The 24,989-nt window shown below is 46.4% G+C and carries 27 protein-coding genes; 21 read left to right on the top strand and 6 right to left on the bottom strand.

The window, feature by feature from the left end; all coding sequences use genetic code 11:
* The first annotated feature begins 77 nt into the window (after nt 1-77).
* From AYW76_RS03875 to AYW76_RS03835, 9 genes are all read left to right on the top strand, one after another.
* A complete protein-coding gene (locus AYW76_RS03875) occupies nt 78-557 on the top strand; it encodes an AAA family ATPase (RefSeq protein WP_067216014.1) in 480 nt (159 codons plus the stop codon).
* Complete coding sequence (locus AYW76_RS03870) at nt 554-1,252, top strand: helix-turn-helix transcriptional regulator (protein WP_067216012.1); 699 nt, start codon at nt 554-556, stop codon at nt 1,250-1,252. The genes AYW76_RS03875 and AYW76_RS03870 overlap by 4 nt, the downstream gene beginning before the upstream one ends.
* 77 nt (nt 1,253-1,329) lie before the next feature.
* Nucleotides 1,330-1,695, top strand: coding sequence for a VOC family protein (locus AYW76_RS03865; RefSeq protein WP_067216008.1), 366 nt, complete (start codon nt 1,330-1,332; stop codon nt 1,693-1,695).
* Between the two features lie 475 nt (nt 1,696-2,170).
* The gene (locus AYW76_RS03860; RefSeq protein ID WP_067216005.1) at nt 2,171-3,628 is read left to right on the top strand and encodes a transporter substrate-binding domain-containing diguanylate cyclase; all 1,458 of its coding nucleotides are present in this window, start codon (nt 2,171-2,173) and stop codon (nt 3,626-3,628) included.
* 850 nt (nt 3,629-4,478) lie between these two features.
* A complete protein-coding gene (locus AYW76_RS03855; protein WP_067216003.1) occupies nt 4,479-5,282 on the top strand; it encodes an SDR family oxidoreductase in 804 nt (267 codons plus the stop codon).
* A 113-nt stretch (nt 5,283-5,395) separates the two neighbouring features.
* Nucleotides 5,396-6,475: a DUF418 domain-containing protein gene (locus AYW76_RS03850; RefSeq protein ID WP_067216000.1), complete on the top strand. Its 1,080-nt coding sequence runs from the start codon at nt 5,396-5,398 to the stop codon at nt 6,473-6,475.
* Nucleotides 6,476-6,636: 161 nt separating this feature from the next.
* On the top strand, nt 6,637-6,894 hold the full coding sequence (locus tag AYW76_RS03845) for a type II toxin-antitoxin system Phd/YefM family antitoxin (protein ID WP_067215997.1): 258 nt from the start codon (nt 6,637-6,639) through the stop codon (nt 6,892-6,894).
* Nucleotides 6,895-6,937: 43 nt separating this feature from the next.
* Nucleotides 6,938-7,183, top strand: coding sequence for a type II toxin-antitoxin system RelE/ParE family toxin (locus AYW76_RS03840; protein ID WP_331709433.1), 246 nt, complete (start codon nt 6,938-6,940; stop codon nt 7,181-7,183).
* Nucleotides 7,184-7,402: 219 nt separating this feature from the next.
* Nucleotides 7,403-7,807, top strand: a complete 405-nt coding sequence (locus AYW76_RS03835; RefSeq protein ID WP_067215993.1) for a DUF1801 domain-containing protein — start codon at nt 7,403-7,405, stop codon at nt 7,805-7,807.
* Nucleotides 7,808-7,814: 7 nt separating this feature from the next.
* Here AYW76_RS03835 and AYW76_RS03830 read toward each other — a convergent pair whose 3' ends face one another.
* The 3 genes from AYW76_RS03830 to AYW76_RS03820 form a co-directional block, all read right to left on the bottom strand.
* Nucleotides 7,815-9,482 (bottom strand): formate--tetrahydrofolate ligase, encoded by a 1,668-nt coding sequence (locus tag AYW76_RS03830; protein WP_067215990.1) that lies wholly within the window; start codon nt 9,480-9,482, stop codon nt 7,815-7,817.
* 176 nt (nt 9,483-9,658) lie between these two features.
* Complete coding sequence (locus AYW76_RS03825; RefSeq protein ID WP_067215987.1) at nt 9,659-10,120, bottom strand: NfeD family protein; 462 nt, start codon at nt 10,118-10,120, stop codon at nt 9,659-9,661.
* Nucleotides 10,120-11,067, bottom strand: coding sequence for an SPFH domain-containing protein (locus tag AYW76_RS03820; protein WP_067215984.1), 948 nt, complete (start codon nt 11,065-11,067; stop codon nt 10,120-10,122). Before AYW76_RS03820 ends, AYW76_RS03825 begins: the two co-directional genes overlap by 1 nt.
* A gap of 351 nt (nt 11,068-11,418) precedes the next feature.
* On the opposite strand from AYW76_RS03820, the gene AYW76_RS03815 reads away from it, so the two are divergent.
* The 4 genes from AYW76_RS03815 to AYW76_RS03800 are packed head-to-tail and all read left to right on the top strand — an operon-like array spanning nt 11,419 to nt 14,248.
* The gene (locus tag AYW76_RS03815) at nt 11,419-12,213 is read left to right on the top strand and encodes a transporter substrate-binding domain-containing protein (protein ID WP_067215980.1); all 795 of its coding nucleotides are present in this window, start codon (nt 11,419-11,421) and stop codon (nt 12,211-12,213) included.
* Nucleotides 12,214-12,223: 10 nt separating this feature from the next.
* Nucleotides 12,224-12,886 (top strand): amino acid ABC transporter permease, encoded by a 663-nt coding sequence (locus AYW76_RS03810; protein WP_067215978.1) that lies wholly within the window; start codon nt 12,224-12,226, stop codon nt 12,884-12,886.
* Nucleotides 12,883-13,533: an amino acid ABC transporter permease gene (locus AYW76_RS03805; protein ID WP_067038582.1), complete on the top strand. Its 651-nt coding sequence runs from the start codon at nt 12,883-12,885 to the stop codon at nt 13,531-13,533. Before AYW76_RS03810 ends, AYW76_RS03805 begins: the two co-directional genes overlap by 4 nt.
* Entirely contained in the window at nt 13,520-14,248 is a 729-nt protein-coding gene (locus AYW76_RS03800) for an amino acid ABC transporter ATP-binding protein (protein WP_067215975.1), read from the top strand. The genes AYW76_RS03805 and AYW76_RS03800 overlap by 14 nt, the downstream gene beginning before the upstream one ends.
* An 80-nt stretch (nt 14,249-14,328) precedes the next feature.
* Here AYW76_RS03800 and AYW76_RS03795 read toward each other — a convergent pair whose 3' ends face one another.
* Nucleotides 14,329-14,718, bottom strand: coding sequence for a universal stress protein (locus AYW76_RS03795; RefSeq protein WP_067215973.1), 390 nt, complete (start codon nt 14,716-14,718; stop codon nt 14,329-14,331).
* Between the two features lie 461 nt (nt 14,719-15,179).
* Between AYW76_RS03795 and AYW76_RS19310 the strand changes: the two genes are divergently transcribed.
* The 3 genes from AYW76_RS19310 (at nt 15,180) to AYW76_RS03780 (ending at nt 17,119) form a co-directional block, all read left to right on the top strand.
* Nucleotides 15,180-15,503, top strand: a complete 324-nt coding sequence (locus tag AYW76_RS19310) for an excalibur calcium-binding domain-containing protein (protein WP_082866090.1) — start codon at nt 15,180-15,182, stop codon at nt 15,501-15,503.
* A 39-nt stretch (nt 15,504-15,542) separates the two neighbouring features.
* On the top strand, nt 15,543-16,490 hold the full coding sequence (locus tag AYW76_RS03785) for an RDD family protein (protein ID WP_156489016.1): 948 nt from the start codon (nt 15,543-15,545) through the stop codon (nt 16,488-16,490).
* A 98-nt stretch (nt 16,491-16,588) separates the two neighbouring features.
* On the top strand, nt 16,589-17,119 hold the full coding sequence (locus tag AYW76_RS03780; protein WP_067038574.1) for an outer membrane beta-barrel protein: 531 nt from the start codon (nt 16,589-16,591) through the stop codon (nt 17,117-17,119).
* 110 nt (nt 17,120-17,229) lie between these two features.
* Here AYW76_RS03780 and AYW76_RS03775 read toward each other — a convergent pair whose 3' ends face one another.
* Complete coding sequence (locus AYW76_RS03775; RefSeq protein ID WP_067215966.1) at nt 17,230-17,754, bottom strand: DNA-deoxyinosine glycosylase; 525 nt, start codon at nt 17,752-17,754, stop codon at nt 17,230-17,232.
* The gene (locus AYW76_RS03770) at nt 17,741-18,229 is read right to left on the bottom strand and encodes a hypothetical protein (RefSeq protein ID WP_067215963.1); all 489 of its coding nucleotides are present in this window, start codon (nt 18,227-18,229) and stop codon (nt 17,741-17,743) included. Before AYW76_RS03770 ends, AYW76_RS03775 begins: the two co-directional genes overlap by 14 nt.
* A gap of 337 nt (nt 18,230-18,566) precedes the next feature.
* On the opposite strand from AYW76_RS03770, the gene AYW76_RS03765 reads away from it, so the two are divergent.
* From AYW76_RS03765 to AYW76_RS03745, 5 genes are all read left to right on the top strand, one after another.
* The gene (locus tag AYW76_RS03765) at nt 18,567-18,983 is read left to right on the top strand and encodes a GNAT family acetyltransferase (RefSeq protein ID WP_067038567.1); all 417 of its coding nucleotides are present in this window, start codon (nt 18,567-18,569) and stop codon (nt 18,981-18,983) included.
* Nucleotides 18,984-19,484: 501 nt separating this feature from the next.
* Nucleotides 19,485-22,460: an NAD(P)-dependent oxidoreductase gene (locus AYW76_RS03760; protein WP_067215959.1), complete on the top strand. Its 2,976-nt coding sequence runs from the start codon at nt 19,485-19,487 to the stop codon at nt 22,458-22,460.
* Nucleotides 22,461-22,576: 116 nt separating this feature from the next.
* Nucleotides 22,577-23,707 carry a DUF4147 domain-containing protein gene (locus AYW76_RS03755; protein ID WP_082866089.1) on the top strand — a complete coding sequence of 377 codons (1,131 nt, stop codon included), beginning with the start codon at nt 22,577-22,579 and terminating at the stop codon, nt 23,705-23,707.
* 202 nt (nt 23,708-23,909) lie between these two features.
* Nucleotides 23,910-24,308 (top strand): hypothetical protein, encoded by a 399-nt coding sequence (locus AYW76_RS03750; RefSeq protein ID WP_067215954.1) that lies wholly within the window; start codon nt 23,910-23,912, stop codon nt 24,306-24,308.
* 61 nt (nt 24,309-24,369) lie between these two features.
* Complete coding sequence (locus AYW76_RS03745; RefSeq protein WP_067215951.1) at nt 24,370-24,936, top strand: copper chaperone PCu(A)C; 567 nt, start codon at nt 24,370-24,372, stop codon at nt 24,934-24,936.
* Nucleotides 24,937-24,989: the final 53 nt, after the last annotated feature.

Here is a 24,989-nt window from a genome sequence, read left to right as displayed (position 1 = left end):
TTGAAGGGTTGGTTTTGTTCGTCATCTCGGACATTATGAGGGTAATAAAGCAAACTTTTAGAGCGAATGGGGGCAAAGTGAAAAATCAAAGTACGTTGTTTTTTTTCTGCGGAAAAATGGGGGCGGGCAAGTCGACAAAAGCCAAAGTCATTGCGGCAGATAACCATGCCGTTCTCGTCTCAGAAGACGAATGGCTAGCAGCCCACTACCCTACGCAAATTCAAACATTTGAGGACTATATTAAGTACTCAAATCTCATCAAACCGTTTGTTAAAAAGCACATTCAAAGTCTACTCAGCCTCGGTGTAAATGTGGTAATGGATTTTCCTGCCAATACAGTGAAGCAAAGGGCATGGTTTGTATCGCTTTGTCGCGAAGTGAACTGCAGCCACGAACTTTGGTTTTTAGACGTGACGGACGAGCAGTGTTTGTCTCATATTGCGCAGCGTCGTATTGAATCCCCAGAACGTGCACTGTTCGACACGGAAAGCGTGTTCCACCACGTAACGCAATACTTTGAGCCACCGACCGCTGATGAAGGGTTAACAATAAAGTGAGTCGCTCAAAGCGCTTGTTAACCTTGCTGGACTTGTTGCGTCAAAGCCGTCGTCCGATAACTGCACGCCAATTAGCACAGCAGCTTAATGTCAGCGTACGCAGTATTTACCGCGATATTGCGACCCTGCAAGAGCAAGGGGCGCAGATCGAAGGCGAAGCCGGTGTTGGTTATCAAATGGCATCGGGCTTTTGGTTACCGCCTCTCAATTTCACGTCACAAGAATTAGAAGCGTTGGTGTTAGGCATGCGCTGGGTCACCCGACAGGCAGACCCTGAGCTGGCACACAGTGCGGCGGCTTGTTTGGGCAAAGTGCTGTCTGAGTTGCCGGACGATTTAGCCGATGAGGTGACGCACAACACGCTATTGGTCGGCCCTGCTGCGTCTCTGGCAGATGATGATAATGTGGCGCGTTTGCGTGCCGCACTGCAAGCTGAATTTAAAATCGAGTTTCAATATCAAGATCAAGCAGGGCGTAACAGCCAACGAGTGGTGTGGCCGATGGCGCTGGGCTACTTTCAAACCGCGCTCATGTTGATTGCTTGGTGTGAGACGCGCCAAGACTTCCGCCACTTTCGTGTGGATCGATTGTACGACTTAGTCGTCAAGGACCAAGCTCGCTATCCAACAGCTCGGCGTACGCTGATGAATCAATGGTACGAGCAACAACAGATTCCTAAGCCGTTACCGTTTTAAGCAAAACCCTACTGACAGAAACTGACGCATAAGCGTTTTATGCTGTACTTCTTCTTAATACAGAATGGAGTATCAATATGATGTTAAGTGGTTTCGTACTTTATGTCGCATCCCTTTCCCATAGCGTCGCGCTATACAGCGAGATTCTCGAGCAGCCACCCACCAGACAATCCGATGATTTTGCGCTGTTTGTCACGCCCGTAGGGCAATCCTTGCGTTTGTGGCAACAGGATAAAGTGATCCCCACGACTAATGCCTCGGCCGGTGGCGCTGAAGTCGTCTTAAACGTCGGCAGCCTAAATGAGCTGCAAGCACAATGGCGTCGTTGGCAGTCACTCGGTTTGCAGCCGATTCAACCCATTGAAACCCTGAGCTTTGGCGAGACTTTCATGATGACCGATCCCGATGGCCATCGTCTTCGTTTGATGAGACTGTCTGTATGAATCAGTGCGCGCTCTGCCAGTGCTGACCATGTCGCCAGCGGTTTAGAGTAATGCTTTATGTAGGTGTGCCATGGCAAAGCATGGCCATTGAAACGCCTGAGTGCAGGAGATTGGGTGGCGTATTACTCGTCCACCCAAACGCTCGGCGGACAAATCAAACTGGGTATTTCCTATCAAGTAGAAATGGGGCCTACGTTTAAACCTTAGTATCGCTCGATTCCAGGTGTCTAATTCGCTTGCGCCAAGTCTCACTCTTCGATCTTATCTGTTTTTAAAAATGCTCGATTCAAACACATGTTAAAGCGCTTGCGTAAAGTTGGTCGTTAATTGTAGGTCGAGTGCTTTTTCTGGGATGGTCAATAGGCAGTCATTGAATTACTATAAGGGATGGTTATTTAATGCTCGTAAATTGAGCAGCGGATATTTTGTGCATAGGGATGTTATGAAGGGACGTACATGTTTGATTAGGAATCGGTTGGGGCTTTTATTTCTGCTTCTAATCAGTCTGGCAGGCACATCCCATGGACAGGATATCTTAACGCCTGAAGAACGACTATGGCTGGATCAACAGCCTGTGATTCGCTTTGCACCCGCACCCAACTTCCCCCCAGTTGAATTCTTTAATGAAGATAACGAATATCAAGGTATTACGGCTGACTTTATTAAAATAATCGACCAACAACTCAATCTAGGGCAGAAGCTAGAGATCGTCCAGCTTAAGGATTGGGGCGAAGTCATGTCTGAAGGGCGCTCGCGTGGAATAGATATGTGGGGCGCTGCTGAGAAAACCGCAGCACGTAGTCAGTATATGCAGTTTACCGAGCCTTATATACGCTTGCCCGCGGTGATTATTGTACGTCAAGAGTTTGCCGGTGATGGAATAGAGGCGCTCGTAGGCAAAAAAGTCGTCGGTATCGAAAATTACGCATCTTATGAACATTTGCAAGAGAACTACCCGCAACTCAATGCGTTAGGTGTCCCGGATATAGAGGCTGGACTGCGGATGGTCTCTTATGGGGCGGCCGATGCGATCGTCGCGAACAACGCGGCGGCTATTTACTATATTGAAAAAAATGGTCTGACGAATCTTAAAGTAATCGGGGAGTCAGGCTTTGAATGGAATTTACGCTTCGCAGTAAGAGATGACTGGGCACCGTTGTTGTCCATTATGCAAAAAAGCCTAGACAGTATTACGGCGCTGCAGAAACGCGATATATACCGTTATTGGATTAATTTAGATTCATCAGATGGCTGGAAATTCACGAAAGACTATATGTTGATCGCGATGGCTGGCGCTCTGGTGGTTATTGTATTGGTTCTATTTGGCTGGGGGTGGCGGAAAAGAGCGGCAGTGAATATGCAGCGGCTCACTCAGCGAATTGAAGAGCAAAAAAAGATAGAAGAAGAACTAAAAAATCTGGCCACGACCGATGAGCTAACCGGCACCTACAATCGCCGTGCTATTTTAGAAATCGCACAAACTGATTATCAAAAGTGTCTTGATGAAGGACAACCCTTTAGTGTGTTGCTGATGGATATTGATCACTTTAAGCAAGTGAATGATCAATACGGTCATGAAGTGGGGGATCGGGTGATCAGGGCTATTGTGAATGTCTGTAGCGATATATTGAAGGTCAAGAAAATCGGTGATATCGGTCGCATTGGCGGCGAAGAGTTTGTGGTTCTCCTTCCAATGATCGACCACATAGAGGCACATTCAGTGGCTGAACAGCTAAGGCAATGTGTCGAAAAAGAGCCTATCCAATGTGTCGAAAATACTTGGTACAGTGCAACGGTTAGCGTCGGTTTGGCGTCTCTGGAGCACTCTGAAAAGTTTGACGAATTGTTAAATAGGGCGGATATGGCTATGTATCAGGCAAAGAAAGCGGGCCGTAACCGTGTGGCCGTTTCGCAAGAGCTTGTCGCTGGCTAATCATTGCTTTGCTGGCTCTATCCCACGTATTTAATTCGCTTGTGCCATGTCATTCTTCGACCTTATCTATTTTTTAAAAGAGCGCGAATCAAACACATGTGAAATCGCTATTTACCACGTATGAGCGGATTCCATCCGCGATCAAAGCGATAGCTTTGCCCTGCAGCATTGAACCTCACGTAGGAGCGCACTCCGTGCCGCGACCTGTAAGACCTCGCTGCGCGAGGGAATCAACGCCGCAATCTAGGCAACCTTCCTTCTAGGTTACTAGTGCTCCAGTGTTGGTGCTCATTAACCTTATTGCAGACTCTATTCCATGTGTTTAATTCGCTTGCGCCATGTCTCATTCTTCGACGCGTCAGCGCTCATTAAACAACTTGGAATATCGCTAATATGCCGCGTATGAGCGGATTGTATCCGCGATCAAAGCGACAGCTTTGCTCTGTTGTACGACCTCGCAGAGCGAGGGACTTGTCTCAATTAGAAATAGCCTCAATTGTTTTTATACTTCTTGTGGATAAGCCCAAAACTTGTTTGTATATACAGTCTATTTTTGCTTTATCAAATCGAATGCGCATTTTTATGATTTGAATACCGTTCAGTTTCTCGGTCTGTCATAGAGGTGTCAGCGAAAGTGTATTAAGATCAATAACTAACCAATGACACAGTCAGAATAACGTGCTGTGGACAACTGATATAACGCGCATTCTCGATTTCATGTTTTGAATTGCTATGGGATAAGCCAGAATAATGTTTTTAAAACAAATCATTAGAAATTTTGATTTGGGATTTCTGGAGCCGCGTAAACACGCATGCGCACTATTAAGCTGTATACGCTATAGGAGAGATCGTGGGTAGATTGAAAGATAAGATTGTTTTAGTAACTGGTGCAGCTAGAGGTATCGGTCAGGCGGTGTCAGAGCTTTTTTGTGAAGAAGGTGCCACCGTAATCCTTAGTGATATTAATGATGAGTTAGGCCAAAAGGTTGCTACTGATATTGGTGGTAAGGCTGAGTACCATCATTTAGATGTTTCAAGTGAAAAGGATTGGGAAGAAACCAGTAACTATATCTTAGAAAAATATGGAAAACTGGATGTATTAATTAATAATGCCGGAATCACAGGGTTTCTTGAGACTTCAGGCCCACATGACCCAGAACATTTAGATATTGATAGCTGGAACAAAGTACATAGTGTCAATTTAGATGGTGTTGCTTTTGGTTGTAAAGAGGCCATCAGATTAATGAAAGGTTCAATTTCAGCAAGTATTGTAAATTTATCATCTCGCTCGGGTATGGTTGGCATTCCGGGAGCGGCGGCTTATGCATCAAGTAAAGCTGCGATAAGGAATCACACTAAAACAGTGGCCTTATACTGCGCAGAAAAAGGTTACCCTATTCGCTGCAATTCTATACACCCAGGTGCAATTTTAACTCCAATTTGGGATGCGATGTTAGGTGAAGGAGAAGTAAGAAAAGCCGCGATTAAAGGCATCGCTAAAGATGTGCCTCTCGGCACTATGGGTGAGGCTAAAGACGTAGCGTATGCAGCCTTATATTTGGCGTCTGATGAATCAAAATATGTTACGGGAATTGAGCTAAACGTAGATGGTGGTATCTTAGCAGGTAGTGCGGCGGCGCCATCACAAGAATAGCGTATAACAAGCAGCAGCAATCTGACTCCGCAAACTGCCACGCTTTTTGTTCCAAAAATCCCGCCAGCTTACTACGCAGTTGAGCTGAGCGTTAGCTTTCTCAAGGAGATTATATGAGGCAAAGAGTTACTGGGTTTGACCTTGCAAGAGCATTGGCAATTTTCGGCATGGTCATTGTTAATTTTAAAATTGCCATGAACGCTGAAACTGGCAACCTGTTATTGATAAGTTTTGCTGGGCTTTTTGAAGGTCGAGCATCGGCCTTGTTTGTTATTCTTGCAGGTGTTGGCGTGACATTTCTGACCAATAAAGCAAGAGAGTCTAGTGATGGGGCGCTTGTATTAAAAAATCGTTTATCGCTGATAAAACGCGGGCTACTACTGATTGCGATCGGTCTTGTATACACTCCAATATGGGAAGCTGACATCCTCCATTTTTATGGCTTTTATTTTTTAATAGCTGCGGCCATATTTACAGTTAACGACAAAGTCTTACTATTTATATCGGCAATTATCATGCTGGTATTCCCAGTCTTAATGCTGTTTCTGAATTATGAGCAGAACTGGGATTGGTCAACATTAACGTATGAAAACTTTTGGTCATTCGATGGAATGATTAGGCATATAGTATTTAACGGCTTTCACCCCGTCTTTCCCTGGGCAGCATTTTTGATATTTGGGATGTGGCTGGGGAGGCAGGATTTATCCCAAAGCTTGATGAGAAAAAAGTTGCTTGCTTTGTCACTCATCACTTTGCTTGTCACCGAATGTGGTTTTTATCTGATAAGAGGAACTATCGGTGATGGTAGTGCGCTTGAAATGACATCTGAAGAAGTAACATTTCTGTTTTCAACATCGATTATACCTCCATTGCCCCAATACATAATCTCTGCTGGCAGTTCCGCCGTTGTTGTGCTAGTTGCTTGCTTATACTTTTCAGATAGATTTTCTGAAAGCAACATCAACAAATGGCTGTACAAAACAGGACAATTGTCTTTGACCTTGTATGTTGCTCACGTCATTGTTGGTATGGGTACCCTTGAGTCAATTGGTCGGTTAGAAAATCAGACAATAAACTTCTCACTACTTAGCGCATTAATATTTTGTGTTTGCGGGATAGTTTTTAGTGTTGTATGGCTTAAGTTTTTTAAAACTGGACCGTTAGAATGGGTTTTCCGTAAAGTAGCAAGCTAACAATGCATTGCAGCGGACAAGCCACTGAATGCGGCGTTCAAATAAGCCGCTTTGCGGATTTTCCCCTGACTCCTTAGAGCTACACAGTTAGCCGTCATGGAGCTTGCTACACACAAAGTGATAGAATAGTGTCACTTTAATATTCCTTTGGAGCAGCTCTAATGAAAGTAGAGCTCGGTACATCACTCAAACGCCAAGCGACTAAGATACTTGCTGATCTCGACGACACTAAAGAACCAGTGTTAATTACTAAACACGGTAAGCCTTCTGCATATCTGGTTGATGTTGATGATTACGAGTTTATGCAAAATCGTCTGATGATTCTGGAGGGGATAGCACGAGGTGAGCGCGCATTAGCTGATGGTAAAGTGGTGAGTCATGATGATGCCAAGGACAAAATGTCAAAATGGTTGAAGTAATCTGGACTGAACCTGCGCTATCTGACCTCAACGATATTGCAGAATACATCGGCTTGAAAATGTTGTCGCAGCTAAGCAATGGGGCCAAATAGTTTTCTCTAAAGTTGAACGCCTTGAAACCTTTCCTGAATCGGGTCGTATTCCGCCAGAATTAGAGCAGTTAAATTATCGTGAAGTTGTCGTTAATCCATGTCGTGTTTTCTGTAAACAAGACGGTGAAAAAGTATTTATTCTGTTTGTTATGCGTGCTGAGCGAGATTTGCGTAAATTCCTGTTAAACAAGCAATAACCTTTGATAATGAGCGCGGTTAACAAACTGCTCAAGAAGAATTCGCAACGTGTTGCTTTGAGTGCTTAAGGCGGTATGCGGCAGCTTTTGTATTGGGTTGCTCAAACCTTAACGATCCATGGTGGCAGTCGTGATGTGGATCTATGCGATATCAAAGAGTTAGAGTGTTTATAAAGTGACCTCATTTTGAATGTGGCGTGAAATCTAAAGGCAGTGATAATGAACAAAGCGGTGCAAGAACGGTTCGATGAGTACCCTGAAGATGCGCGGTTGCGGCTGGAAGTGTTGCGCAGTTATATCTATGAATTGGCTGATGCGTTGGCTCTTGGGCAGGTCGAAGAGTCTTTAAAATGGGGTGAGCCGAGCTACCGTGTGAAATCAGGCAGCCCGATTCGTATGGATTGGAAAGCAACATCGCCACAGCATTACCGTTTGTTCTTTCATTGCCAAACCAAGTTGGTCGATACGTTTCGCGCGTTACACGGCGATGCGTTGGTGTTTGAAGGCAATCGCGCCATTGTCTTAGATCTATCTCAGCAGATTCCAGAGTTTGCCATCAAGCATTGCTTAGAGCTGGCTTTAACCTATCACCAGCGAAAGCATTTACCACTTTTGGGGGCGTAGAAGAGCTTCAAAAAAGCCCTTCAATATTGCCTTGTTCAGTCAGGCCAATGCGGTTAGCGGCGGGTTCTCGTGGTAGCCCAGGCATGGTCATGATGTCTCCGCAAACGACGACGACAAAACCTGCCCCTGCGGACAGATGGACTTCTCGAATCGGTACAACATGTCCACCGGGTGCACCTTTTAACGAAGGGTCGGTTGAGAAGCTGTATTGTGTTTTGGCGATACAGACGGGCAAATGACCGTATCCAGACTGTTCCAACATATTAAGATGATCGCGCGTTTTTTGGTCGGCAGTAATGTCGTCGGCGCGATACAGACGCGTGGCAAGCGTGTGGACTTTGTCCCATAAGCCTAGGTCATTGTTATAAAGCGGCTGGCAAGTGGGCTGTTCTGTTTGGATTAAGCCTACGACTTGCTTGGCGAGGGCTTCGGTGCCTGCGCCGCCGTCAGACCAGTGTGAGCAAATCTCGGCGCTTACGCCATGGGATTTGGCGATGTCTCGGATCAGTTCTAGCTCCGCGTCGGAGTCGGTGGTGAAGCGGTTCACGGCGACCAGTACGGGCACGTTAAACTGCTTCATATTCTCAATGTGTCGAATCAGGTTATCGCAACCCGATCGAACGGCGTCGATGTTTTCTGTATCGAGCGCTTCTTTGCTCACGCCGCCGTGCATTTTTAAGGCTCTGACCGTGGCGACAATGATGGTCGCATCGGGAGTCAAGCCTGCGCTGCGGCATTTGATGTCGATAAATTTCTCTGCACCGAGGTCGGCACCAAAGCCAGCTTCGGTGATCACGTAATCGGACAACTTCAATGCGGCTCGAGTGGCAATCACCGAATTACAGCCATGGGCAATATTAGCGAATGGGCCGCCGTGGACAAAGGCTGGGTTGTGTTCGAGGGTTTGTACTAGGTTGGGCGCTAGGGCCTCTTTTAACAATACCGACATCGGGCCGGGGGCTTTAAGCTCTTTGGCTGTAATAGGTGTTTCGTCGCGACGGTAGCCGACGACGATGTTGCCCAAGCGCTGCTCTAAGTCTTTTAAGTGACGAGCAAGGCAGAAGATCGCCATGACTTCCGAGGCCACGGTAATGTCAAAACCATCTTGGCGTGGGAAGCCATTATTGGGCCCGCCCAGTGCGCAGGTGATTTGACGCAAGGCCCGGTCGTTCATGTCCATGACGCGTCGCCATACAATGCGCCGCTGGTCGAATTCCAGCTCGTTTCCCCAATGAATATGATTGTCAATTAACGCTGAAAGTAGGTTGTGCGCGGTACTGATGGCGTGGAAATCGCCGGTAAAATGAAGGTTGATGTCTTCCATCGGAACGACCTGCGCATAGCCACCGCCAGCCGCGCCGCCTTTCATGCCAAAGCAGGGACCAAGACTCGGTTCGCGTAAGCACGCTGAGGCATTATGGCCCAGCCGGTTGAGTGCGTCGGTTAGTCCTACCGTCGTGGTGGTTTTGCCTTCGCCTGCGGGGGTGGGGGTAATGCCTGTTACAAGAATGAGTTTGCCATCAGGTTTGTGTTCAAGTGTTTTTAGGTAGGTTAGGTCGACTTTGGCTTTGTGGTGTCCAAATGGCTGTAAAGCGCTTTCTGGAATGCCAAGCTTTTCGGCGATATGCCGGATCGGCTGTAATGACGCTGCTTGAGCGATGTCGATATCATTCATAGTGCTCACCTCTACGGCTAAACCAACGGGTAAAGATAACGCGATAACGTTAGCTGGAAATAAAAGTATTAGTGTAGTGCATCGAAAAGAAGCTCGCCTACTTGGTAGATCAATGAGTTAGTACTCAGGTGGGCGAGATAAATGAAAGGGGCGAGTCGCCCCTTTATAAGCGTGCTTTAAGGTGTTTCTTTCGCTTGGATATGCAGTTCACCCACTTGCAAATTCACCACTTCGACAAGGGTACCTTTGGCGATTGGGGCGCTGGTGACTAAGCGCCATTCAATGCCAGAGAAGCGGTAAGTCACTTGTTTATCAGGCGCAACGTCTTCGGGTAGTACAAAGCTGTGTCCGATTAAGTCGCTGCTGACGGTGGTGTGCTCTGAGGTTTGTTGTGCCCGTTTCATAATGGGCCACAGTACGATGCCCGTTAGCAGAGTGTAGACCGTGGTAGCGATCAGAGCCCATTGCCACGTGGTTGGGATCCATTCCATGTACATCGACAGGGAGGTCAACAACAGTGCCAGCCCTGCAAATAAGAGTACAAAGGTACTGATTCCCAATACCATGACTTCCACAGCGAGCAGCACGAGTCCTAAGACAGCGAGTGCTTGAACGAGGTGAGTGGCAATAAAATCCATTACGCTTGCTTATTCAGTTGGCTAATAATAGAGGTGGCTTGAGCAACAAGAGAGCCAGCGTCCGTTGAGCTATCCGGTAGGATGACCATGGACGATTCTTTCGCAATCGCGTGCTTCGCTGCAATAGCTTTAGTGGCTAAGTCGAGTTGAATGGCTTTTTGACCACTTTCAGTATTGGCTGATTCACCGACGGTACGTATCGCAGCCGCTTGTGCATCGGCAACGGCGATGATGGCTTTGGCTTCACCTTCAGCGCGCAGAACCTGCTCTTCTTTATCGGCTTCAGCGGATAAAACGACTGACTGTTTCTGACCTTCTGCTCGGTTGATCGCCGCTTGGCGGTCACCTTCAGATTCTAAGATCTGCGCACGTTTCACACGTTCCGCTTTCATTTGGGCTTCCATCGCTTCCATGACCGATTGTGGTGGAATGATGTCTTTGATTTCGTAACGCAGTACTTGGATACCCCACGGGCCAGCCGCTTCGTTGATGGCCGCGACAATATTGGTGTTCAGTGCATCACGCTCTTCAAAAGTCTTATCCAGCTCCATTTTACCCAATTCAGAACGCATGGTTGTTTGAGACAATTGAGTGACGGCAAAAACATAGTCATCGACACCATAAGTCGCTTTGTACGGATCAAGTACACGAAAGTACAGCACGCCATCGACATGTAGGGAGATATTGTCCTTGGTGATAGCGCCTTGTTTCGGCACATCCACGGCTTGCTCTTTCAAAGAACGATCCGCGCCGACACGATCAATAAATGGGATTAAAAAGTTCAACCCCGCTTCTTTAGTGGAACGGAACTTACCAAAGCGTTCAATTAAGTAAGCTCGGTTTTGTGGTACAAAAATAATTGAGGATTTAAGCAGTATTAGAGCGAAGATTAACAGCACGACGGGCACTGTAAAAAAGGTATTAATGAGAAACTCGATCATATCCATGGCGTTGGTTCTTTCCTAAGTTAATAAATAAGCACCCTGAGTTTACTGTGCTTATGAGGGCAAAGATACCACTTAATTGGTCAATGAAATGGGGCTTAATATTCAGTCAATAGACTGAATCGTGTTCTGTATTGGTGCGTCCTAGATCGATCGTGCTTTATGGATTGGCGTTCAAATAATTGACTTGTCGGTCAATTAGTTAAGCGGTGTCAGTAATATTTTGAGGTAATGAATTGAATACTGGGACTTTCGTCTCATCAAAGCCACTTAAAGAAACTTTTGTTTCACTTTGGCATGGGTGTTGCAAACTTCGTTTCATATTATCCATAGATGAAGCGAGGACGCCTGACAATGAAAGCCCTTAAAAAACTGCTTGGCAAAACTTTAATCGCAACCGCTTGTATGGCCGCAGCCATGACGGCAACCGCGGATGTGCTAAGTGATATTAAATCTCGTGATGAGATTCGAATTGCGGTACCACAAGACTTTCCTCCGTTTGGCTCCGTTGGCGCGGATCTAAAGCCCCAAGGCATTGATGTTGATATGGCACATTACATTGCTGATCAAATGGGCGTGGAGTTGAAAATTGTGCCGGTTACTAGCGCAAACCGTATTCCGTACCTGCAAACCAGTAAGGTTGATCTGGTTATTTCAAGTTTGGGCAAAAACCCTGAGCGTCAGAAAGCGATTGATTTTTCGACACCGTATGCGCCGTTCTTTCTCGGTGTGTTTGGTGAGAAAAGTGTCTCAGTAGGAGAGCTTCAAGATCTATCAGGCAAAACGGTCGGTGTGACGCGAGGCTCGGTAGAAGACTTAGAGCTAGAAAAGAATGCCCCGACTAGCGTGAATATTCAGCGTTTCGAAGATAACAACACCACACTCACCGCTTACCTAACAGGTCAGGTTAACTTGATAGCGACGGGTAATTTGGTGGCAACGGAAATTGCGAAACGCAAACCAGCTCGAGCACCAGAAGCGAAGTTTATGCTAAAAGACTCGCCGTGTTACATCGGTATGGCGAAGGGGGAAGCTGCGCTGCAAAGCGAAGTGAACGCCATCATTGCGAAAGCATTAGCCGAGGGCAAGCTCAATGACATTTCAATGAAATGGCTAAAAGCGCCGTTACCAGCAGGCTTTGGTGTGTAAGGCGTAGGCTATGCTGAATTTTTCGGACTTATTGCCGTATACCGATGTGTTCCTTGGTGGTCTGCTGACCACCATCGAGCTCACTGTATTGACGACGTTTTTAGGGGTGATGGTGGGCACGCTGTGTGCGTCGATCCGTCAATATGGAAACAAGGCCAGCCGTCGAGTGGTGACGGCTTACGTGGAATTGATTCGTAATACACCCTTTATTGTGCAGTTGTTTTTTATCTTTTTCGGTTTGCCATCGATCGGTTTTTTACTGACGCCATGGCAAGCCAGCATCATTGCGTTAACGATTAATTTAGGTGCCTACAGTACTGAGATTATTCGTGCTGGATTGAGCAATATCCCTAAAGGGCAATGGGAAGCGGCTAAGGTGTTGGGGATGAACTTTCGCCAAACTCTGATGCGCGTGGTATTCACCCCAGCGTTTGAAAAGATTTATCCAGCGTTAACCAGCCAATGCATCATTGTGATGTTGGGCTCGGCGGTGTTGTCACAAATTTCGGTTCAAGATTTAACCTATGCCGCCAATTTAGTTCAGTCGCGCAATTTCCGAGCTTTTGAAAGCTATGTTGTAACGGCGTTGATGTATTTAGGTTTAGCCATGTTAATGCGCTATGTCTTTAGCTTAATCGGCAAGCGTGTGTTCGCGTATCGGGAGGTCCGATGATTGATTTTTCGAACTGGGACATTGTGCGCAATTTGTTGTTTGCGACTCAGTGGACAGTGTTGCTTTCGCTGGCTGCATTTGTGTGCGGATCCAGTGTGGCTTTATGTTTGAGCGCGATTCGCTTGACCCGCAATCCGGTCATGGTGCGTTTTGTTAAGGTCTACATTGAACTGTTTCAAGGCACGCCGTTGTTGATGCAGATGTTCTTGTGCTTCTTTGGTTTATCCATGATGGGTTATGAGATTTCCGCATGGGGGGCCGCTATTCTGTCACTGACGCTCTTTACCAGTGCTTTTTTAGTCGAGATTTGGCGTGGTTGTATCGACACCTTACCGAAAGGGCAATGGGAAGCCAGTCGAGTATTAGGCATGAATTTTTTGCAGACGCTGCGGTTCATCATTTTGCCACAAGCGATGCGTGTGGCTTTTGCCCCGACAGTCGGCTTTTCTGTGCAAGTGGTGAAAGGCACGGCACTTGCGTCGGTCATTGGTTTTGTTGAGTTAACCAAGGCGGGCACTATGTTGAATAACGCAACCTTTGAGCCGTTTAAAGTCTTTATTTTCGTGGCGCTGATCTATTTTGCCTTGTGTTACCCGCTGTCACTTTTCAGCCAGTTTTTGGAGAAGAAATACCATGTCGCTCGTTAAGCTTGATCAAGTCCATAAATACTATGGCGACTTTCATGTACTCAAAGGCATCGATTTAAACATTAAGGCTGGCGAAGTGGTGTCGATCATTGGCAGAAGCGGTTCTGGCAAAAGCACACTGCTACGTTGCATTAATGGTCTTGAAGAATATCAGCAAGGTGGGATTTCGGTAGACGATAAAGAGGTGACATCAGAAGACATTCAAGTCCGTCGTTTGGCGTTGAGCGTTGGTATGATCTTCCAGAATTTTAATTTGTTTCCGCATCTAACAGTCGGCGAAAACATTATGCTTGCGCCGACCATTGTGTTGAAAAAGTCAAAGAGTGACGCTGGCACGATCGCCAAGGCAATGCTCGAAAAGGTGGGGCTTGGGGATAAGTTTGACAGTTATCCAGAGAAATTGTCTGGCGGACAGCAGCAACGTGTGGCGATTGCTCGAGCGCTGGCAATGAACCCCAAGGTCTTGTTGTGTGATGAAATCACGTCGGCATTGGACCCTGAATTAGTGGGTGACGTATTGAAAGTTCTGGAGCAGCTCGCCGCAGAAGGAATGACGTTGGTGTTGGTAACCCATGAAATGAACTTTGCGCGTGATGTGGGCAATCGAGTGGTGTTTATGCATCAAGGCAAAGTCTGGGAACAGGGTGATTCGAAAACACTCTTATCAGAACCTAAGACAGAGGAACTGAAACAGTTTATCGGGGCGGTATTGTAGGTAAAGTGCCAGTATAGCGACAGGCTATTTATCGCCACACTGGCCTTGAAGATTAGCTCAATGGATCGCTTCGAGAGTTATTAGTCATCTAAAGACACGACTAGGAAGTCAGTCTTAATACTCTTAACTAGTTTGGGTACATGGCTCGTTAGGTTGCTGAGTAGATCATGATGATGACCGCAGACAACTAGGTCGATCTCTTTCTCTGCAACGATGTTGGCAATTTGGACATGAAGGTCGCCGATTAGGGCTTTAATATCGTTAATCGGATAGCCGCTCTCTACCGCAAGGTCTTGTAAGCGTTGCTTGATCTGCTGTTTCTCTGATTTACCTTCCAAGATGTGGTCTTTGTCGACATAGACAATCGACAGTTCACTGAGATCGGGGGTGGCTTGAGCAATGGCTTTTTTGATGAGTTGAGTACTTGAGTCGCTTAAATCTACGGCAACGAGAATATGGTGGTAGCTCATAATGTAACTCCTGCTGTTTGCTTTATTGCTAGAGTCTAGCAGGCCATAGCGTATTCGCTGCTGGTAAACACAAGTTCCTCCCTTTTCTTAATTTATTGCTCGATATATTCTTAGTTGAGGTACTGAAGTGCTAACTATCTCGAGTTTCAGGTTCTAACTTCAGTGTTTCAACATCCGAATACGTTTTCGGTCATTACAAGCGTGGTGTTCAGGCATCAAATATTACCTGGACGTTCCGTTGTATTGGCCGCATACATCATATGCTCTTCGACGTTAAGCCGTCTAAGACGAGCGTGTTTCCCTCAAATACAATAATGATATCCGTAATTAGGTAATGACTCTGCGGTATCACTCGATTGTGTTCTAATGAAATTGTGGGATAATCTCCTGCCCACTTCAGGAATGACTAATAAAGAGGTGGTTGCTGTAAAGCGGATATAGAATCAATGGATTGAGTGATTATGTTAAGTCAGCTATACCCAATATTTATTATTGGCGCTTCTCTATTTTTGTACTCTGAATACCAGAGTTCGCAAACGAATAAAGTTGCGACCACCGTGGAGTCTCGTCGCGCTGTCGAGTTTCAAAACAGTGAGTCTTCTCATCCCCGCCAGATAGCCACCTCACCTATCAGAGTTCAACATCAGCCTGCTTTTCAATGCGATGGTCGACAGCATTGTCGTCAAATGAGATCGAGAGCAGAGGCCGAGTTTTTCTTAGCGAGCTGTCCAGATACGAAAATGGATGGCGATCATGATGGTATTCCCTGTGAAAGGTATTTCTAGTTTAACGCCGATGGCATTCAATAAGACAAGGATAAAAAATTGAAGGAAGAGATGCAGCATCAGTGGGTCGCAGGTTTTTGGCGGCGCTTAGTGGCGATACTGATTGATATTATAATCGTTGCCATGATTGGTTTTGGGCTTGGTTTATTTGTCGGCGATTTCTATGCCCAGATGGGCCACTGGTCTAGCTTGGTCGGTTTTTTCTTAGCGCTAATGTACTTTGGCATTATGAACAGTGCGATTGCTGGAGGTCAAACACTCGGTAAAAGGCTCGTTAAAATATGTGTGGTCGATGGCGATAATGCGCCCATTTCTCTAGGCCGATCGCTGATGCGTTATTTGATCGTTGGGGTGCCATTTCTCCTCGATCAGCTATTATTTATGCTAGTGCCTGCTGGTTCTTATCTTATTTACCCTGTGGCTTCGATTGTCTTTGGGGGAATGCTGACCACGGTGTATTTATTCGTATTCAATAGACATACTCGTCAGTCGTTACATGATGTAGTAACCAAGACCTATGTTGTGGATCTGTATGCACAGAAGGCACCATTAGAAAGTGTTTGGCGGTTGCATTTTGTGGTTGCTGCAGCATTGTTTTTAGCCGCGTCGACGCTGCCTTATATGATCAGCCTAGTGCCTCAACAGGACATCAATGAGAGCACATTGCAAGTGAGGTCTGATTTACTTCAGGAAGCTAATGTCGTCGATGTTGAACTTAATGACGGCCTTGCTTCAGCCGCGATGAGTGAAACGGATGAACAAACGATTAGCTATATCGAAAGTAGGGTGTATTTAGGCGTTAATAAAGTCGGGGATGAGGCGTTTGCCGATCGATTGGCACTGATCATTCTTGAGCAGTATCCCGAGGCAAACCAGAAAGATCTTATTCAGATTATTTTAACCTATGGCTATGACATAGGTCTCGGCTCTAAATGGCATTCAGAAGCATACAATTTTTATCCACGTGAAATGCAACTGGCAGAGTAAGAGCGATGGATGTATTGCTGGCTTGGAAAATTGACATAAAGTTGAGTTCTACTTAGTTAGAGCTTCTCCATGATTTTATCTTGTTAAAGGACATTGACATGAAAAGAGTATGCGCTGGTTTTATAGTGGCGGTTTGTGCGGTGAGTGCTTCTGCAGCGGATTATTCCGAATCACCCAATCACCAAATTGGTGGCTTAGGCTTTATGACTTTGGAAGGTGACGATGTAGATTATACGGTAGGTGCTTTGGTGGGCTCGATTGCTTCGAAGCATCGTGTGAGTAATCGTTTCTCGCTGGTGCCTGAATTACGTTTAGGTATTGGTTTAGATGACGATAAAGTTATTGTAGGAAATACATCAGTTGATGTAGAACTGAAATATTTTGCAGCGTTATCTGTCAAAGCTCAGTTAGATGTCACGGAGCATCTGTATCTATTTGCTAACCCTACGTACGCTTATAGCAGCGTTAAAGGCTCATCTGGAGACATCAGTTTATCGGATTCGGATTCAGCCTTTGCGATCGGTGCTGGAGCGGGTTACGAGTTCTATCGAGGGGTATCGGCTGAACTGTCATACGAGAAGTTTAGTGATGCGAGTGTTACCAGCCTAGGCTTAAAATTCCCGATGTAATAGATGTAATAGATGTAATAGATGTAAGAGCTAGCTGCCTAGCTAGCTCTTACATTTTAATTAAAGGGCTTCACTCTCGTTTACGTCACTCAACGTGAGCGATTGCCTTTTTATCGATTTAGCCACACCTGTTGCTGCCACTGTTCGAACTTTACTTCCTTGGGGATTGAGGCATTAGCAGGGCTGGTTGAAGGCAATATGGCGAGTTCATACGCTGCAAAGAACGCTGGGTTGCTTTTCAGTAAGTGGCGTTTGAAAGATTGGTAGGCTTTTTGTCCGTTGAAGCAAAGCTTTGAGATGTTTGGATGCTGCGAAAGCAAACCGAGCAGATCATTGGCTTGTTCTGTGCCTGCGACAATCTTTGAGTCTAAGCTGCCTTGCCGCTCACAGTGTTGTAATACGTCCCATAACGCAACGCCAAAGCGCTTCAACATCGCCACGCGTTCTGCATACGCGTCTGGTACGGGCTGATCTAATGCCGCGGCTGGAATTTTCCAGAACAGATTGTGAGGGTGCGCGTAATACTGTTGCTCGTCCAAAGATGCTTGGCCTGGCATAGAACCGAGCACCAGTGTGGTTGCCTGTTCATCCACTATTGGCGCGAAACTTTTCAGTAAGGGGTTACAGGGCTTCATTTGGGTTTTCAATATCGAATAAGTAAGCCCACTCTTGATCTCGTCCCATGGCGTCGACCATTTGAACTTTCAGCACCCACTGCATACGTTCATCGGTACATAAGGGCACGACGACGTGGTTTTGCCATGTATTATCCGGCAATTTTCTTAGCGGGTATTCGTAGACACCTAGGTACATGTCTCGTCCTTCAAGTACGAGCGTGACGGCTTGAGCATTTTGAACCGCTTTTGGTAATTCCAACGTAGTATTAATACGTCGATTCAAACGTATGCCGTCTTCAAATTGGATGGTTGCACCGTTAAAGCGTTTCGGCGTTTCCTGTAAATAGCAGGCACCAGTGTCTAAATTACAAGGTCCTAATGCCTCTGGAAGCGGGTCTTCCGAGTGAATCATTTTAACGATGGCCGCTACACCAAACACAGACACAAATGCGCCAGCGTAAAACAGCAGCTCAACTTTGCTGAAAAATTTCATAAGTCAGAGTTTCTTTGATCGAGTATTTAGTCTGTTACGTATTTTACCCTGTAACAGACCATATGAGCATTGAAGAGTTCGCGTTGCACTGGAAATTCTTTTTATGATGAAGGGCAAAATGGCGGCTGACGGACTTTGCTAGACCTTCGCTATGAAGATAAACAGCGGAGCGATCATCGGTCTATAAAGAGTGTCAATATTGCAGAATTATGCATTTCCTCTTATATATTTGTTAAATTGAGAAATCTAATAGCAACTATTTAGGGCCATGATGTGCATTGATGGTGCTTTTGTATATATTGGTATGTAAACAGGTGTCCTCATAGGAGTAGGTGTGATGACGATAAGAAGGGTACAACCCATTGATTTAGAACCATTGGTAGAGCTTTGGGAAATGGTCTTTCCCGATGATCCGTCCCACAATGCACCACGCTCTATGTTACCCACGAAACTGGATGTTGATGATCTGATTTTAGTGGCTTGGGAAGAAGGCAAGTTAATTGGTGCCTGTATGCTTGGCTATGACGGTCACCGTGGCTGGCTGTATGCCGTCGCTGTACACCCAGATTACCGTCGTAAAGGTGTCGGGACAAATTTGATTAATGCTTCGTTTCAGACACTGCAATCTCTTGGTTGTATTAAAGTGAATTTGCAGGTACGCGAGGTGAACAACCCTGAACTGATTGCTTTCTATGAATCTTTGGGATTTGAAGTAGAAAAACGTATTAGTATGGGTAAATTAATTGACGGATAGTGACGGCCCCTGAAAGATTTTTGTGTCTCGTCTTGAAATACGCTGACACAAAAGGAGGGCCCGACCGTTAAGATCTGCTTTATCTGCTTCTTCAAAAACGCGATAACCCTATCTGAAATCCCATTATCATGGCTGTTGCTTGCCTTCTCATTTCAATGGCTTAGTTTTCTTTGACATTGTGATTACTCGATCGCTGAGCTAAATACCGTGACTTTTCCTCTCTGTCTTATTCTACATGTGTAGTAGAAGCGCATAATTTTGACGTTTTTAGTATACATCCACACGTTTAAACACGATTACACTAAGTGTACTAGCACAAATGTTATACAGATTTTCTTTCTTATATCGTTTTGTACTTAAACAAAGAAGCAATGCTCTGTCGAAATGCTGATCAAAGCTGAACGCATTATTCCCAGAATAAGACAGAGAGTCCTTATCTGGTTTTAAAAAAATTAAAACGCCAGAGCATACGAATTTAACTATCTTGCAGGTAACGAAAAGATGACTTCTATTGAGCAAATCAAATCCGCACGCGCCAGTGCGCTTTCTATGACTCAAAACGGTGCGCCTAAAGCGACTAGCAACCAGTTTTTTGGTGTCGGTCCTATCACGGATATGACTCAGAATGAAGTTGATGCACGTCAATTACGCTTTGAATTTGATGCTTGGATAGAAGAAAACTATCCAAAACTGGATGACAAAGGTAACCGTGTTGGCAGTTTCACAACGGCTGAACTTGGTCGTGGTATGCACCGTGGTTACCCTGCAGATAAAGTTCTTAATGACATGATGCGTGAAATCCACCGTTACTTTGGTTTCCCTAAAGCCAACAGCATGGCGGTAGGTCTTGGTGGTGGTCACAGTGGCTTTACGGCTGCGGCGCTTCACTTGATGACAGCAAACGATCCGTCACAAATCGTGTTTGTTGATACGCCTAAGCCTGAATCAGAAGAAGGCAAAGCTGGCGGTTTCTTCCGTCAATCTTGGGGTACTCAGCTAACAGAACTTCAACGTTATGCAACCAACGGTGACGAAAGCCGTATCCTTTTCGCAGAAGGCGAAGGCGCGATTCCTAGCGCATCTTTCCTACAAGAGAAAGGCGTTAAGTTGTTCTTTGGCGTTGGTCACGAAACAACGGGTGCAACCACTTACACAGAGCAAGAAATCCGCAACCTTCTAGAATGGGTTGACGCAAACCCAGAAGAACACCACGCGGTAATCGACGCGACATCTCTTCTAGGTGCGATGCCTTGGTCAAAAGAGCTAGTAGATGGCGTGTTGACAAAATGTAACATGTTCATGCCGTTTCAAAAGGCCATCGGTGGTATCTCTGGTTACTTCATCGTCTCTCTGACTAAACCAGCACTTGCGCGTATCAATGCGAACCAAAAAGATCCAGCATGGGCGATTCCTCGTCAGTTGAAAATTGCTGTGCCACGCGATGCAAAAGCACCTCTATCAAGCGAAAAAACCACAGATCTTGGCCCTATCTACGACGCTGAAAAAGACCAAATGCTGGGTGGTATCATTAACACATTCAGTACGCTTGCGTTTGCTGAAACCACTTTCGCTGTACTACGCAACGAGCGCATGATCGGTGACGTTTACACACTGAACGCACGCTCTGCGCAAAACCGTGTGCTAGTAAACGAGTGGATTGCCAACAACGACCTATTTGAATTGGGTGTAGAAAACTCTGATTCTCGTGGTGCAGCGGTTACCCTTCTGAAAGTAACTGACCAAGACATCACAGATGCAGACGTACACAACCGTATCATCGTGAAATCTAAGCAAATGCTAGGTTACGAAGGTATTACTCACACTGATGGTACGCATGAGAAAGGTCTAGACGTTGCACGTTACGTGAACGCATTCCCAGGTTCTCCAGGCGACTACCGTGCTTGGATCGGTGGCATCCGTCCAACGACTGACATTACCGCACTACTAGACAACATCCAGTACTGCTACCTACGTGCGAAAAACGCTGTCCTAGAAGAAATTCTAGCGGAGCAAGGTGAGTCTTTCGAAAGCGCTGTTTCTGCATCAAACGCTGCTGACGTTCGTGTAGACGACGCTAACCGCGCTTACAAAGTACTAATCGCTGACCTAGTTGGCATGGTATTCAATGCAGATGGCGAAGCCGATTGCAGTGAAGTGGCAGCCTACATTAAGTCTCAAGGCGGTGAATTCCACTTCGGTTCTGTTTCTGAAGCGGGCGATCTTGCGAAAGGCAAAGTACATTTCTTCTACCAGCCAAGCCTAAGCCGTGAAGACGAGCTACTAGCGGAAACGGGTGAAGGCCAATACGATGCTGTGATCGCTGCGGCAACTTTCTTCCCAGCTGAATCTAAATTCGAGCTAGGTGGCGTACGCATTGGTGCGGGTACGGGTAACATGGGTTCTGCGAGCTGGGGCGGCGGTAACGGTGAAGGTGGTGTCGCACCACTGATGAACACGCCAAGCTTCAACTCTCGTGCAACAGCACAAGCCGCAATGAAAGCACTGCTTAAAGTGCTTCCAGATCTTCAAGTAAGCGCAATGCACGATCGTGTTGTGGCTGGTGACTTCGACACAGGTAAGAACCTAGCGGAATTCCCAACCACTAAGCTTGAAGGCAAGAAACTTGCTGTTGTTGGTTACGGTAACATCGGTCGTGAAGTTGCGAAACTGGGTGCAGCATTCGGTATGAATGTATCGGTATACGCGCGTCCTGCTCACCAGCAGTGGATCGAATCTGAAGGGTTCACATTCGCGTCTAGCATCGTTGAAGCAGCGCAAGACGCTGATGTTCTTAGCCCACATACTGGCCTAGGTGCATTCAATGCTGACACTGGCAAGTTTGCTAACTCTGACATCATCAATGCAGAAGTATTCTCTGCGATGAACCAAGGTGCCGTACTAGTAAACTACGACCGCGGTGAAGTGGTTGATATCGAAGCGCTTGATGCAGCATTAGCAAGCGGCCAAATCCGCTACGCAGCCATCGATGCTGATCTATTTAAAGATCCAGAGACTGGCGAATTGTCTGGTCCTATGGTTCCATACCGTAACATTTACGAAAAACACGTCGGTAAGATGGAGCTTCTACCACACGCTGCAGCAGATACTGAGCACGTTTCACGTGTGGAAGGTGCTAAGCAAGCTGTTGATCAACTTCTATCGGTTATTCAGTACGGTAAAGTTGTGAATCTAAAAGGCGATCTACCAGCTGGCTTCACAGATGGCGGCGCTAAAACAGTAAACGGTGTGGGTAAAGTGAACTCTAGCTCGGTTGCGAACTTATCTGCTGAGCAGATCAAGCAACTTGCAGACAGTGCAACACAATTGGCGGCTTACTGGGGTGCAATTAACGCAACAGAAGATGCAGACAAGCGTGCGGCATTGATTGCAGAGTACACAGAGATGATGGTATTGAACTCTAATATCTACGGTACGCTACTTGCACAAAATGGTCTTCAAGGTCCATTTGGAAAATAATTGCTATTAGTCAGTTCCAATAGATAGCTCGATAAGCCGCATCAACGCCGTGACGTAAGTCCTGCTGATGCGGCTTTTTTATATTTTATGCCGCTAGGAAAATGAGGGGAATAGAGTTGCATTCAGTTGATAAAGATTCCGCAGTTGCTATTTTTGAAGCCGCCATTGATGCGGTCGCAGGGTACAGTGCAACGTATCGAGCTGTATCGGGATTTGACGGATTTAAGCCAGATCAAATAATTGCTGTAGGTAAGGCCGCGAGCGGCATGTGTGCCGGAGCGCTGGCGGCCTCAAATCCAGAGTGTCCAGCTCTGCTGGTGACCAAATACGATCACACCGATCAGACCATGTGGGCGGCGCCTAATGTGACAGTGATCGAATCGGCGCACCCTGTGCCAGATCAGCATTCATTAGATGCCGGTAAAGAAATGCTGGCGACAGTCGACGCCATGGTGCCTGGTAGCAAGCTATTGCTGCTTGTTTCAGGGGGAACGTCGGCTCTATCAGAAGCCTTACCTGAAGATGTGTCATTAGAAGATTGGCAGCAATTGACAGACCAAATGCTGGCGGCCGGTTATAACATTGGTCAAATCAATGCGCGCCGCAAAGAAACCTCGCTAATCAAAGACGGTAAGCTGCTGTTGAACTTTAAAGGTGCGGAAGTGCGCGTCTTAGCGATTTCGGACGTAGAGGGCGACAGCATTGCGACCATTGGCTCAGGAACGGGTGATACGAAGCGTTGTCCGACAAAGTCGAGCGTTGACCTGATTGCAACCAACGAAGTAGCGCGTACCGCGGCGGCAACAAAAGCCAAAGCGCTAGGCTTTACCGTCAATGATAACCAAGAGTGTCTTTACGATGATGTACTTGTATTATCGGAGCGTATTGGTCAAGAGTTAGCGAAAGCAACGCCTGGTGTGTACATCTACGGTGGCGAACCGACGGTAAAATTGCCAGAGAATCCTGGTAGTGGCGGTCGTAACCAAGCGTTAGCCTTAGGTTTGGCACAGCATATTGTCGGCCGTGATGACATACTGATTTTGGTTGCAGGTACGGATGGCAGTGATGGTCCAACCGATGCAGCTGGCGGTATTGTGGACGGTTCGACAGCCGTAAACGTAGAGCAAGTGCGTGATGCGCTTAAACGCGCTGATGCGGGGACGTATCTACGAGAGCATGATGGCATCTTTATTACGGGTCCAACCAACACCAATGTTATGGATGTTGTAATTGCGATTGTGCGCTAGTTATTACTAGTTTTTATAGCGCGTTTTAACGGTTAAAAATAGGGGAAGCTGCTGTGGATTTTAGCAGCTTCTCTTGTTTCGAGCCCGCCACTCATTCTATAGAGGCTGCCTGCGTAACGTGATGAGACAGTGTGCTGCGCGCGCACTATCCTTTACGAAGGGTTTTATCTACAATATCGCTACTTCTAATGTTGAGATGACAATGTCGAATACAGTCGCTTCAGGTTTGCGTAAATACGGACGCTGGGTATTATTTGCCTGGATGCTGTCCTTGCTGGGACCCTTAGTGGTGCCAACGCAGCCGGTTGTGCAAGATGACTATGTCGTTCTGCGTGTATGTACTTTAATGAACGGCGTACAGTTTATTAAAGTACCGCTTTCCGAATATTCAGACAGTAAAGTGAAAGACCACATTGGCCAATTACATGCCAGTTGTAAATGTGGTTTGAATGTCGATCATCTGTCTATTCTGGCCGTTGATTTTCCTCTGCCAGACATGAATTTTGCACCAGCTCGCTGGGCAATCTCCCTTAATGGGCACGTTCTCGCGACTTTCGATGCTCATTATTCTCCTCGAGCCCCTCCTAATTTGGTTATTTAAATCATCCGTTACATATCAATACGCGTAAAAAACTAATACCCAATTTCTAGGAGGGCGATTTATGCCTGTTAAACAGTTTGTTTCATCGGTTGCATTGTTAGCGGCAGCATCCGTGTCTAGCTTGGCAATGGCCAGCACTATTGAATTGTCCGACCCCGCCGTACGAGCAATGCCGCCGGGCGCGCCAGCCAGTGGTGCTTACGTGACGCTGACCAATCATTCTGATCAAGAACGTTTTTTGGTGGGTGTGGAAAGTGACGCAGCGGACACGGTTGAGATCCACATCAGTAAAATGGAAGGCGACACTATGGTTATGGAGCGTGTGCCGCACGTTGCTGTACCAGCACATGGGCAAGCGATGCTAAAGCCTGGTGGTTACCACATCATGATGGTTGGCTTAGAAAAAACCTTTAAAGCCGGCGATCAAGTCGCGTTTACCTTGGTAATGAAAAATGGTGAACGCATTCCTATGCAAGCACCGGTGATGTCCCCAGAGCAAATGGCGAGCTATATGCCAGCGGGTATGTCGATGAAACACATGGACCATTCAACGATGAAGCATGATGACATGAAGAGTCATGAGGGTCATAAGATGAAAGATAAAGATGAGCACAGCGCACATCATTAATCGATTGGCGGAGGCTGAGCTTAGCCGCTAGCCTCCGCCAGCAACGCGCGTTA

The sequence above is a fragment of the Marinomonas gallaica genome (genome assembly GCF_001639745.1).
GTDB classification, from domain to species: domain Bacteria; phylum Pseudomonadota; class Gammaproteobacteria; order Pseudomonadales; family Marinomonadaceae; genus Marinomonas; species Marinomonas gallaica.
Note: the sequence above shows the minus strand (reverse complement) of the source record. Positions and strands in the feature narration are given on the sequence as shown.